Here is a 12,261-nt window from a genome sequence, read left to right on the forward strand (position 1 = left end):
AACCGGCGGCGGAATGCTAAAGTGTCGGCCATGCTGGCCCAATTATTATCTTCTTCCGCACGCCTGGTGGCTGACCTGCCCGATGCGGTGCGCCTGATCGCCCGTTTGCGCTGGCTGATGCTGGCTGCCGGCCTGGCTTTGCTGCTGCTGTGTGCGGCCAGCGGCCTGGCGCTGCCCTGGCTGCTGCTGTTGCAAGCTCTGGCCACCCTGGCTGGGTTCAACTTCATCCTTGGCCGCCGTGTGCCACGGCATGGCTCGCCCTTGCTGATGCTGCGCCTGGGGCTGCTGGCCGACGTGCTGGCACTGACCGAGTGTCTGGCGTTCAGCGGCGGTGCGGCCAATCCGCTGGCCTCTCTGTATTTGCCGCCGGTGCTGTTTGCTGCCTTGTTGTCCCCGGGCTTGTTTGCCTGGGGCCTGTCCCTGCTCAGCATGCTGGCCTATGCCTTGCTGTTTGCCTGGCATCTGCCCTGGCCCTTGCAGGGCAGTGATGCCGCCTATGCTTTCTCTTTGCATTTGCTGGGCATGTGGTTGACCTTTGCCCTGTCGGCGCTGCTGATTACCAGCTTTGTCTCCTGGCTGGCCCGCCAACTGGCGGCTCGCGAGGCTGCGTTGGCTGCCGCACGGGAAACCCAGTTGCGGGATGAGCAGTTGCTGGCGGTGGGCATGCAGGCAGCCGGTGCTGCGCATTCCCTGTCCACCCCCATCAACACCCTTAGCCTGCTGGTGGATGACATGCTGCAACAACATGCGGCGGACGAAAATCTGCAAGCGGACCTGCGCCTGATGCAGGCCCAGCTGGGTAGTTGTGCCCAGGCGCTCGCCCGTTTGAAGCAAGGCATTGCCCAAAGTGATGCCGCCCAGCCACTATTTGCCACGCTGGCCCAGCAGCTATCCGGCTGGCGCAGCTTACGGCCGGATGTCCAGTTGCAATGGCAGGCTGCCACCGGCCCGGACCCGATGGTATGGCTGGATGCCGCGTTCTGGCCGGCTTTTTTCAATCTCATCAATAATGCTGCCGAAGCGGGCGGCGGTGCCTTGACGGTGACGGCCACGCTATCCGGCGACTGCTTGCAGCTGGACATCATCAATCCGGTGGGCTGTTTGTCGGCAGCGCAATTGCAACGTGCCGGGCTGGCACCGCTGGCATCTGACAAACCGGCAGGCATGGGGCTGGGCGTGATGCTGAGCCATGCCACGCTGGCGCGACTGAACGGCACACTGACCCTGGATAACCGGGCGGAGGGCGGGGTGCATGCCCGTGTGCGCCTGCCCTTGCGGCTGGAGGAATGAGCATGGCGCTGGATTTTTTGCTGGTGGATGATGACGCGGCTTTCAGCAGTGTGCTGGCGCGTTCGCTGGGACGACGTGGCTTCCGGGTGGAATGTGCAGCGGACGGCGCGCAAGCCTTGCAGCTGCGTGACGAGCCACCGTTGCGCATTGTGCTGGACCTGAACCTGGAAGGGGAAAGCGGCTTGCGTTTGTTGCCTGCATTGCGTCAGCGCTATCCACAAGCGGCAGTGGTGGTGCTCACCGGTTATGCCAGCATTGCCACCGCAGTGGAGGCCACCAAGCTGGGCGCGGTGCAGTATCTGGCCAAGCCGGCCAGTGTGGAGGATATTCTGGCGGCTTTCCAGCAAGTGACGGCTAACCCGGAATTACCCTTGGCCCCGCAGCCGATGTCGTTGCGTCGTGTCACCTGGGAGCATCTGCAACGGGTGCTGAACGAACACGACGGCAATATTTCCGCCACCGCCCGCTCCATGGGCATGCATCGGCGCACCTTGCAACGCATGCTGGCCAAGCGCCCGGTGAAAAGCTAAAACGCATCAGCTGTTGTATGTAAAGTACAGCTGACAATCTGCCAGCTGGAAACAAGCTTTCCAGCTGGCTTTGCGCCCAGTCTGGCCTGCCACCCGCATCTCATGCGGCCTATGTGCCGCAATACCCCTTCTGTTCTTGCATGCAACCAAGCAAGCGCTCGGATGTTTCCATTGTCATGGATGGAAACGGCGGTTTTCATCAGCAGCTCTTTCCGGATGGCATCAGAAAATATGATTGGAGCCATTGCCGTGAAATGCCTATGGTCTTTTGATGGACTCACAAACCACGACAATAGAGGGGAACAAGATGCGTGGACAAATGATGGAACAGCCGCTGCTGATTTCCGCCCTGCTGCAACATGCCGAAACCTACCATGGCGATAGCGAAATCGTGTCGCGTACCGTGGAAGGCCCGATTCACCGTTACACCTACCGCGAAGCCGCGCGCCGCAGCCGGCAACTGGCCAATGCGCTGGCCGGGCTTGGGGTAGGGCACGGCGATACCGTAGGCACGTTGGCCTGGAACGGCTATCGCCATTACGAAATCTACTTTGCCACCTCCGGCTCCGGGGCCATTTGCCACACGGTCAACCCGCGCCTGTTTGCCGAGCAGATCAGCTACATCATCAATCATGGCGAAGACAAGGTGCTGATGTTCGATTTGAGCTTCCTGTCCGTGGTGGAGCAGATTGCCGCCGAACTCAGCACCGTGCAGCACTTTGTCCTGCTGACCGACCGCGCCCACATGCCGCGCGAGTCCACACTGGACAACCTGTTGTGCTACGAAGACCTGGTCAACAGCCACAGCGACCATTACCAGTGGCCGGAATTCGACGAAAACACGGCTTCCAGCCTGTGTTACACCTCGGGCACTACTGGCAACCCCAAGGGCGTGCTGTATTCGCACCGCTCCACCGTGCTGCATGCTTTTGCCAGCTCGCTGCCGGATAGTCTGGATATCTCGGCCCAGGGTGCCATCATGCCGGTTGTCCCCATGTTCCATGTCAATGGCTGGGGCTTGCCCTACAGCTGCACCATGAACGGCGCCAAGCTGGTGTTGCCCGGCCCCAAGATGGACGGCGTCAACTTGTACGAGCTTATCGAGACCGAAGGCGTCACCATGGCGGCGGGCGTGCCCACCATCTGGATGATGCTGTTGCAGCATTGCCAGAAGAATCATCTGAAGATCCACACTCTGAAGCGGGTGATTGTCGGCGGCTCGGCCGCACCGGAAAGCATGGTGGACCAGCTGGCCGAACACGGTGCCGAACTGCGCCAGCTGTGGGGCATGACCGAGCTGTCGCCCTGTGGCACCACCAGTACGCCCAAGTTCAAGCACAACGGCTGCGACACGCCGACACTACGTGCACTGCAAACCAAGCAGGGCCGTCCCATTTACGGTGTGGCCATCCGTATTGTCGATGACGAAGGCAAGCCATTGCCCAACGATGGCGTGGCCTTCGGCAACTTGCAGGTGAAGGGTTCCTGGGTGTTATCGCGCTACTTCAAGCGCGAGCGGGACGATTCGCATACTGATGACGGCTGGTTCAATACCGGCGACGTGGTCACCATCGACCGCGACGGCTATATGAAGATCACCGACCGCACCAAGGACGTGATCAAGTCCGGCGGCGAATGGATCAGCTCCATCGAACTGGAAAACATTCTGGTGGGGCACCCGGCAGTGGCCGAGGCCGCCGCCATCGGCGTGGTACACCCCAAGTGGGATGAACGCCCGCTGATGGTGGTGGTGCTCAAGCCCGGTGCCAGCGCGACCCGCGATGAGCTGATCGGCTTTTATGAAGGCAAGATCGCCAAATGGTGGACACCGGACGATGTGGTGTTCCTGGATGAGCTGCCGCATACCGCCACCGGCAAATTGCAGAAGATGAAACTGCGTGAAATGTTCAAGGATTACCAGTGGGCTTGAGTGCTAAGAGCTGCTGACAAACGCGCGTAGAGAACCCGGGCCAAGGCGCGCCGACGCAGACAGTACAAAAAGTACGGCAAAAAGGCGCACGCAGGCTAGGGGGTTTTGCTAGCGAGTCTAAGCCGCTGAATTGAATGGACAGAATAGAGCATTTGCGCTAAATTGTGCATCGCACTGAAGGTCGCAAGACCTTTTGTGGTGTTAGCCCCTCGAAGCATCAAGCTGGCAACCCCAGCCAGATGTTTCTTCCTCGTGTTGGCCCCTGAGAACCCTCAGGGGATTTTTTTTGCCTGTCTTTCCCCGCACCATCCCTTTGATGCCCCTGCATGCCTGCTGTAAAGGCGCTTTGCTGTTCTGGATCAAAATGTAAATAAGTATTTCATAATTTAATGTCAAGATTGTTGGCAGCCAGCTGCCCGCTGCCAGAAAACGCTTACCTTCATGCTTAGGGCATCACCATTTCGCCAGGGGAAAAAATGAAATCCTTGCGCAGTAAACTGATTGTATTCAATGCCTTGTTGATGGCGGTGTTCGGGCTGGTATTGGTATTGATTGTGTTCATCCAGATGCGCGGCGAAATTCTCAATGGCCTGAACCACGAGTTTGACTCCGCGCTGAAAGGGCAGGGCAGCGTGGTGAAAACCTGGCTGGATGAAAAGAAGCAGGAAATTACCGCCCAGGCCGAGGTGGCCACGCAGGCCGATGCCCTGCGCTTTCTCAAGGTGGGCGCGCGCGCCGGATTCAATGTCAATTACGCGGGTTTTGCCGATGGCCGCTCGGTGTTTTCCGATGACTGGCAGGCCCCTGCCGACTACAAGGTCACCACGCGCGACTGGTATCAGCAGGCATTGGCGGCAGGCAAGCCGGTGGTGACCGAACCCTATGTGGACGAAGCCAGCAAGAAGCTCACCATCACGGTGGCTGCGCCTATCCTGCAAGGCGGCAAGCCCGTTGGCGTGGCCGGTGGTGATGTGTTTGTCGATAGCCTGGTGCAGTCGGTACTGTCCTTGAAGGTTCGCGGCAATGGCTATGCCTTCATCACCGACGGCAAGGGCACCATCCTCGCGCATCCGCAGGCCGGGCTGACGCTCAAGCCCATCAGCACGCTGGCACCGACACTGAACGCCGCCCGGCTGACCGAGCTGGCGAATAGCCAAGGCCTGCAGCAGGTGGAACTGGATGGTCAGGACATGCTGTTATCGATACAGCATATTCCGGGCAGTGACTGGTTGATTGGCCTCGCCACGCACCGGGCTGACATTCTGGCACCGCTCAATACCCTGCTGTTGACCGTTGCCGGTTTGAGTGCGCTGATATTCGTGCTGTTGATTCCCTTGGCCGGCGTGTTGCTGGGACGCATGCTGGGCGGGCTGGTGGCATTGCAACAGGCCATGCAGGATATTGCCCACGGCGAAGGCGACCTGACCTTGCGGCTGAAGATAAGCGGTCAGGATGAAATTGCCGCCACCGCCACCGCTTTCAACCAGTTTGTCGAGCAACTGGGCAGGCTGTTCCGCGGGCTGCGCGATGATGCCGGCGGGGTAGTGGTCGGTGTCAGCCAGGTATCCGGACAAGTGGGCGAGGTGGCCGAGCGGGCGCGGGGCATTTCCGATATGTCCTCCAGCAGTGCGGCCACGCTGGAGCAGATTACAGTCAGCATCGCCCAGATTGCCGACCACGCGCGTGAGGCCGCAGTGCTGGCAACGCGTACCGGCCAGGGCCTGGATGCCGGAGCCAACGGCATGCAGCAGCTGGCCAGCGGCATGGAAAGCACCGGCCAGTCGGTGTGTGCGCTGGAAGGCATGCTGGCCGCGCTGGAGCAGCGTTCGCAGCAGATTTCCGGCATTACCGAGGTGATTCGCGATATTGCCGATCAAACCAATCTGCTGGCGCTGAATGCCGCCATCGAGGCCGCCCGTGCCGGTGAACAAGGCCGTGGCTTTGCCGTGGTGGCCGACGAAGTGCGCAAACTGGCAGAGCGCACGGCCCAGGCCACGGTGGAAATTGCCGGCATGGTCAGTGCCATCCGCACCGAAACCGGCAAGGCGGTGGACGACGTCCAGCGCACGGTGCATGTGGTGAACGACGGCGTGCAACTGACGCGTGATGCGGTGGCCAATATCCAGTCTATCCGCCATTCCATGCAGGATGTGGTGAGCAAGATGTCGGAGATCTCCCATTCCACCCAGGAGCAGCACAATGCCAGTACGTTGATTGCGCAAAGCTCGGAGCAGATCAACAGCCGGGTGCTGGAGAACGATGACATGCTGCAACAAGCCAGCCAGACCTTGCAGGGCCTGGCAGACAAAGCCGGGCAAATGAATGGCCAGTTTGCCAAATTCCACTTGTAGGCTTCTACAATGGCGGGGCTGCTGATGTGGTGGGTGCATGGCAGCATCGACCAGGAGCGCTGCCATGAACTTGTCCCCGCTGGCCTTGCGGGCCGCCATCTTGCTGGCGGAACACAATCTGTCCGCTGCCTTGCAGGCGGCTCAGGCTTGCTTGCAGGCCGAGCCGGACAATGCACCGGTGTGGAACCTGCTGGGCGTCTGCGCGGCCCGGCTGGGGCAGGGCAATCTGGCCGAGCAATGCTGGCAACAGGCTTTGCAGCTGGATGCCTCTGTGGCCGACGCCCATTACAACCTGGGCTGCCTGTACGCGGAAAGCGGTCAGCCGGAACGGGCCGAACAGCACTATCGGGCCGAGTTGCAACGTCAGCCCGACCACCCGGCCAGTCTGGGTAATCTGGCCTGTCTGCTGGCCGATGGCGGCAGGCCGGACGCAGCGCAAGCTTGCTGGGAAGCATTGCTGCGCGTGCAGCCACAGGATGTCGACAGCCTGGCCGGGCTGGCGCAGTGTCATCAGCAGCTGGGCAAGCCTGCCGCTGCCGAGGTTTGCTGGGAAGCATTGCTGCAGCAAGACCCGCACCACCTGGTTGCCCTGAATAATCTGGCACTGTTGTATCAGCAACAAGGCGGCTGGCAGGCTGCTGCCGACTTGCTGCAACGCGCACTGCAACACAGCAAGCCACCCGCAGAAATCTGGCTTAATCAGGCCAATGGCCTGCTGCAGCAGGGCAAGGCCGAGGCTGCGCATGCGCTGCTACAGCAGGGTATTGCACACCATCCGGCAGCGGCGGTCTTGCACGACGCGCTGGGTATGGCCTGCAGTGAACTAGGTCAGGCGGACGCCGCAGAGCAAGCCTTGCGCATGGCAGTGCAACTGGCCCCGCAGCAGCCGCGCTTCCGGCAAAACCTGGGCTATCTGCTGCTGTCGCAACAGCGCTGGGACGAAGGCTGGCCGCTGCTGGAAGCCCGCTTGCAGCGTGCGCCGGGTGCAAGCGGTTTGCCGCAGATCGGGACCCCGTGCTGGCAGGGCGAGGCACTGGCAGGGCGACACCTGCTGGTGTGGTTCGAGCAAGGGCTGGGTGATGCGCTGCAATTCTGTCGCTATCTGCCCTTGTTGCAGCCCGCCCGGCTGACCGTGGTATGCCGTCCCGAACTATTACGCCTGCTGCAAAGCCTGCCACTAGACTATCCGGTGCACTGGCTAGCCATGCAGCGGCTGGACATGGACTTGCCTGCGCATGATTGCCATGTGTTTGCCATGAGCCTGCCACGCTGGCTGGTGGCCGACCCGGCGGCTGTGGCTCCTGCCTGTTTTGTCATGCCGCCCACGGCTCAGGCCGTGCCGGGTACACGGTTACGCAAGCTGGGCCTGGTATGGCGTGGCAATGCCCTGCACCCGTTCGACCATCACCGCTCGCTGCCGGATGTCCGCTTGTTGCAGCCTTTGCTGGCCTTGCCCGGAATTGAATGGACCAGCTTGCAATTGCCAGTGCAGGCGGAGGAACAGCAATGGCTGGCCGGATTTGCCAACTGGCAGGCAGGGGAGAACGGGTTGGATGATCTGGCTGACGCGGCGGCGGTACTGGGTGGTCTGGATGGCCTGGTGACGGTGGATACCGCCCTGGCGCATCTGGCTGGCAGTCTGGGCTTGCCGACCTGGCTGCTATTGTCTGGGAGCCACACCGATTGGCGCTGGGGCTGGCAGGGCGAAACCAGTGTCTGGTATCCCGCCATGCGCCTGCGCCGTCAGCAGGCTGCGGGGGATTGGGCAGGGCTGATCCACCGGCTGGCCGGTGAACTGGCCCGGTACTCAGCCTGAAGTGTCTGAGCGGGCGGGGGAGAGCCACTTGCCCGGGTTCATCAGCCCCTGCGGGTCCAGCAGTTGTTTGACCCCTTGCATCAGTTGCAAGGCCACCGGGTCCTGATAGCGTTGCAGCCAGTGGCCCTTGAGCTGGCCTATGCCGTGCTCAGCCGCCAGCGTGCCCTGATGCTGGTAGACCAGGTCGTAGACAATGGCATTGACACGCTCTTCGTCGGCGAACAGTTCTGCGTTATCAGGTCTGGTGTAGCTGATGTTGTAGTGCAGGTTGCCATCGCCGGCATGGCCAAAGGCGATGATGCGCACGCTGGGAAAGGCGGCGCGCAGCGCGGCTTCGCAGTCGGCCAGGAAGGCCGGAATGGCCGAACTGGGAACGCCGATATCGTGCTTGATGCTGGCACCATCACGCTTTTGGGTCTCCGACATGGCTTCGCGCAGCTGCCACAGTTGCTGGCGCTCGGCTTCGCTGTGCGCCAGTACGCCATCGGCCAGTTGTTGCGTACTCAGCCAATCCACCAGCTGCTGTTGCAGTCGATGACTGTCGCCACTGTCGGACAGCTCGATCAACACCGCCCAGGGCTGGATGAAGGGCAACTGGCCCGGATGGTATTTCTCCAGCAGCTGCTGGCAGGGCTGCGACATGATTTCAAAAGTGGTCAGCCGGTCGCCAAAGGCCTGGCGCAAGGCGGACAGCAGGTCGATGGCAGCCTGGCTGCTGTCCACACCCAGCCAGGCGGTGGCATGGGCAGTGGGGAGTGGGAACAGCTTGAGCGTGGCGGCGGTAATCAGCCCCAGCTGCCCTTCCGCGCCGATGAACAACTGCTTCACGTCCAGTCCGCTGGTGTCCTTGCGCAGGCCGGACAACTGGTGCAGCACGCGGCCATCGGGCAGTACCACTTCCAGCCCCAGCGTCAATTCACGCATGGTGCCGTAGCGCAGCACCGCCAGCCCGCCGGCATTGGTGGACAGGTTACCGCCGATCTGGCAACTGCCCTCGCTGGCCAGCGACAGCGGGAACAGCCGGTCGGCCTCGGCCGCCCGTTGTTGCAGCGTGGCCAGCGTCATGCCGGCTTCCACTGTGATGCTGTTGTTGGCGGTGTCGATGGCACGCAGGCGGTTGAGGCGCTGCATGGCCACCACCAGTTGCCGTCCCGAGCCATCCGGCGTAGCCGCACCGCAAGTCGAGGTATTGCCACCTTGCGGCACCACGGCCACCTGCTGGCGCTGGCACAGTTGCAACAGGGCCGCCACTTCGGCGGTAGTGCCCGGCAGCACCACGGCCAGTGGCTGGCCTTGATAACGACGGCGGTAGTCCAGCGTGAAGGGCGCGGTATCTTCCGGCAGGGTCAGCACATGGGTCGCACCGACAATGGCCGCAACGGCGTCAAGGAAGTGGGACATCTCAGTCATGCTCCTGTTGCGCGCGCAAGGCATCCGGCAGTCCGTCGTGCTCGCCGCGTAACTGGCCTGGGTTGTCATGCCAATGGCGTGGGCCAAGCGCAAGATTGCGCGCGGAGTGCAAAGGATAGTGCAGCTGGTTGTCGTTGCGGTCGCGGTCGCCTACACACAACAGCCGCACATCGTGCGCGGTGTTGTTGAGGAAACTGTGGGCCATGCCGCTGCCAGCGGGAAAGCCCACCGTGTCGCCGGGCTGCAGGCGGTACAGTACGCCATCAAGCCAGACATCCGGCTCGCCTTCCAGCACGTAGACGAATTCGTCTTCGGTTTTTTCCGCATGGGGCCAGGAAGTGCGGCGGCCCGGCGGCAGCAATTCGTGATGAATGCCGATGCGTTGTAGACCAAAAAACTTTCCCAGTGGCGAACCAATGGACAGCAATTCGCTGCTATCCGGGTAGCTGGCATTGTCCGGTTCTTGCAGTTCGCTCCAGTGTTTGATGCAGGATGGCCGTTCCATCATCTGGCTCCTTACCGCTTTCAGTCCGGAATTTCCGCAGCCATCAGCTCGTCCGGATGCTGCCAGCCCGGCAGCTGGCTGATGCGTTCCAGCCAGCCCGCCACGTGCGGCCAGGCTGTGATATCCAGTCCGGCATCGCCCAGCCACCACAGATAGGCGCTAGCCGACAGGTCGGCAATTGTCAGCGTGCTGCCAATCAGGTAAGCATGCTGGCTCAGCGTGCTTTCCAGCTCGTTCAGGTCGGCCTTCACCCTTTGTTCCAGCCAGGTGCTGACTTCGGCCGGTTGCGGGAAGAATTTGCGCGCCAGTCGCAGGTTGGGCAGGGAAAAACCAATACGATTGCTTTCCCAGCACAGCCATTCACGCACCAGCTGGCGCTCGCCCGGCGCGCCGTCCAGCCGACCATAGCTATCGGCCAGCCATTGCAGGATGGCATTGGACTGACACATCGGCGTGCCATCGGCCACCAGTACCGGTACTTCGCCAAAGCGGCTGGCAGCGCGGAAGTCTTCCGGTCGCTCGCTACGTGGCAAGGCCAGATCCACATGTACGTAATCATGGGAAACATCGGCCAGCATCAGCGCCAGGCGTACTTTATAGCTGTGTCCGGAAAAACAGTTGCCGTACAGGGTAAGAGTGGTCATGTCGTAAGGTCTTGTTGTGATGTTGATGATGCTTGTTCAGTTGCCGTGGCCAGTGGCAGTGTCTGCGTCTGCCGCATTGGCGTCAACAGGCTTGACCTGCCGCCAGCCTCTCGATGCCAGCCAGGCGGCAGCAAAGGCGAGGGGGACGCAAAACAAGGCCGGGTTGGCATAAGGAAACAGCGGGCGTGCATGGCCCAGCATGCCCACCCATACCGCCGGCCCGGTCAGGATGCAAAGCAGGGCGGCCAGCATGCCGCCGTAGCCACCAGCCAGCACGCCAGCCACTTGCAGCCTTGGCCAGTACAGGCTCAGTAGCAGTACCGGGAAATTGCTGGAAGCGGCAATGGCAAAGGCCAGTCCTACCAGAAAGGCAATGTTCAGGTTCTGGAACAGGGTGGACAGTAGTACCGCTACCAGGCCCAGCAACAGGGTGGATAGACGTGACAGCTGCCATTCTTTCTTGGGATCGGCCTGTCCACGGCATAGCCAGAGCGCGTACAGGTCGTGGCTGATGGTACTGGCACCGCTAAGGGCGAGGCCTGCCACCACGGCCAGAATGGTGGCAAAGGCCACCCCGGCAATCAGGGCCTGCAGCCGGCTGCCACCGAGCAGGCTGGCCAGATGCAGCGCTGCCATATTGCCCCCACCCAACAGTTTGCCTGCCGCGTCGTGAAAGCGGCTTTCTGGCGCCAGTAGAACCAGAGCACCATAGCCAATGATGATGTTGAGGCAGAAGAACAGGCCGATCAGGCAGGTAGCCCAGCCCGCAGAACGTCGTGCCGCCGCGCTGTCGGCCACGGTAAAAAAGCGCATCAGCACATGCGGCAGGCCTAGCAGACCAAGGCTGAGCCCCAGCCCCAGCGATAAGGCCTCCACCGGGTTGGCTAGTGATTTGCCCGGCAGCAACAACTGACCGTGTTCGATTTGCGCGACGCGGGCAAACAAGGCGGGCGCGCTGAAGCCGAAGCGGGACAACACGCCCCCTGCCAGCACCAGCGCGCACAGCAGCATCAGCACGGCCTTGACCATCTGAATCCAGCTGGTGGCCAGCATGCCGCCCAGGGCCACCTGTATCACCATCAGCATGATCACCAGCCCCACGGCAAACAGATAGGGCAGGCCAAACAGCAATTGCAGCAGCTTGCCCGCACCAACCAGTTGAACGATCAGGTAGCACACGGTGACGGTCAGCGAGCTGACGATGCCCAGCAGACGGACGCGCGGGTCGTCAAAGCGGCTGTTGAGGACATCTGCCACACTGTAGCGGCCCAGTGCGCGTAGCTTGTCAGCCAGCAACAGCATCAGGAGGGGCCAGCCGGCCAGCGTACCCACGGCATACACCAGCGAGTCATAACCTTGACCCACATACATGCCGATGGAGCCAAGAAAGGCCGCCGCCGACAGGTAGTCGCCTGCCAGTGCCAAACCGTTTTGCCAGGCAGGTAACTGCCCGCCCGCAGTGTAAAAATCACCGGAAGAATGCGTACGTTTGGTTGCAAACACGGTCAACAGCAGGCTTGCGGCGACAAACAGCAGGAAAAACACACTGGCGGCCGTCATGTTGGCTGCTTTCTATCCTTGATCCAGGCTTGCCACAAGGTAATGGCCAGAAACAGTGCAAACAGCAGCAGGGCCAGAAAGATGCTGCGCGGCCAGCCTGCGATGCTGCCCACTAATAACCCTGGGGCACAGGCAATGAGCAGGAAGTAGCCCAGGCAGCACAGCAGTATCAGTACGGCCAGGCTGCCGGGGGAGTGAATGCAAGACTTCATCATAAAGGTATCG

Annotated in this window: 10 protein-coding genes; 5 read left to right on the top strand and 5 right to left on the bottom strand. The window is 61.5% G+C overall.

Translation table 11 applies throughout. The annotated features are described in order from the left end of the window. The first annotated feature begins 30 nt into the window (after window positions 1–30). The 5 genes from HWX34_RS09745 to HWX34_RS09765 all read left to right on the top strand — a co-directional run bounded on the left by HWX34_RS09745 (window position 31) and on the right by HWX34_RS09765 (window position 7,917). Complete coding sequence (locus HWX34_RS09745) at window positions 31–1,290, top strand: HAMP domain-containing sensor histidine kinase (RefSeq protein WP_178972065.1); 1,260 nt, start codon at window positions 31–33, stop codon at window positions 1,288–1,290. A gap of 2 nt (window positions 1,291–1,292) precedes the next feature. After that, window positions 1,293–1,820 (top strand): response regulator transcription factor, encoded by a 528-nt coding sequence (locus HWX34_RS09750; protein WP_255496659.1) that lies wholly within the window; start codon window positions 1,293–1,295, stop codon window positions 1,818–1,820. 307 nt (window positions 1,821–2,127) lie between these two features. Then, window positions 2,128–3,750 (top strand): 3-(methylthio)propionyl-CoA ligase, encoded by a 1,623-nt coding sequence (locus HWX34_RS09755; RefSeq protein ID WP_178972067.1) that lies wholly within the window; start codon window positions 2,128–2,130, stop codon window positions 3,748–3,750. A 476-nt stretch (window positions 3,751–4,226) separates the two neighbouring features. Beyond that, on the top strand, window positions 4,227–6,101 hold the full coding sequence (locus tag HWX34_RS09760) for a methyl-accepting chemotaxis protein (RefSeq protein ID WP_178972068.1): 1,875 nt from the start codon (window positions 4,227–4,229) through the stop codon (window positions 6,099–6,101). 64 nt (window positions 6,102–6,165) lie between these two features. Beyond that, window positions 6,166–7,917, top strand: coding sequence for a tetratricopeptide repeat protein (locus tag HWX34_RS09765; protein WP_178972069.1), 1,752 nt, complete (start codon window positions 6,166–6,168; stop codon window positions 7,915–7,917). Here the strand turns inward: HWX34_RS09765 and HWX34_RS09770 are convergent. The 5 genes from HWX34_RS09770 to HWX34_RS09790 are packed head-to-tail and all read right to left on the bottom strand — an operon-like array spanning window position 7,909 to window position 12,251. After that, window positions 7,909–9,318 (bottom strand): FAD-binding oxidoreductase, encoded by a 1,410-nt coding sequence (locus tag HWX34_RS09770; RefSeq protein WP_178972070.1) that lies wholly within the window; start codon window positions 9,316–9,318, stop codon window positions 7,909–7,911. The genes HWX34_RS09765 and HWX34_RS09770 overlap by 9 nt on opposite strands. A gap of 1 nt (window position 9,319) precedes the next feature. Further along, window positions 9,320–9,835: a cupin domain-containing protein gene (locus tag HWX34_RS09775; protein ID WP_255496660.1), complete on the bottom strand. Its 516-nt coding sequence runs from the start codon at window positions 9,833–9,835 to the stop codon at window positions 9,320–9,322. Window positions 9,836–9,852: 17 nt separating this feature from the next. Beyond that, window positions 9,853–10,476 (bottom strand): glutathione S-transferase family protein, encoded by a 624-nt coding sequence (locus tag HWX34_RS09780; protein WP_178972071.1) that lies wholly within the window; start codon window positions 10,474–10,476, stop codon window positions 9,853–9,855. Window positions 10,477–10,512: 36 nt separating this feature from the next. After that, complete coding sequence (locus HWX34_RS09785; protein WP_178972072.1) at window positions 10,513–12,036, bottom strand: cation/acetate symporter ActP; 1,524 nt, start codon at window positions 12,034–12,036, stop codon at window positions 10,513–10,515. Next, window positions 12,033–12,251: a hypothetical protein gene (locus HWX34_RS09790; protein ID WP_178972073.1), complete on the bottom strand. Its 219-nt coding sequence runs from the start codon at window positions 12,249–12,251 to the stop codon at window positions 12,033–12,035. Before HWX34_RS09790 ends, HWX34_RS09785 begins: the two co-directional genes overlap by 4 nt. Window positions 12,252–12,261 lie beyond the last annotated feature (10 nt).

The sequence above is a fragment of the Aquitalea sp. LB_tupeE genome, assembly GCF_013391415.1.
In the GTDB taxonomy this organism is placed as follows: domain Bacteria; phylum Pseudomonadota; class Gammaproteobacteria; order Burkholderiales; family Chromobacteriaceae; genus Aquitalea.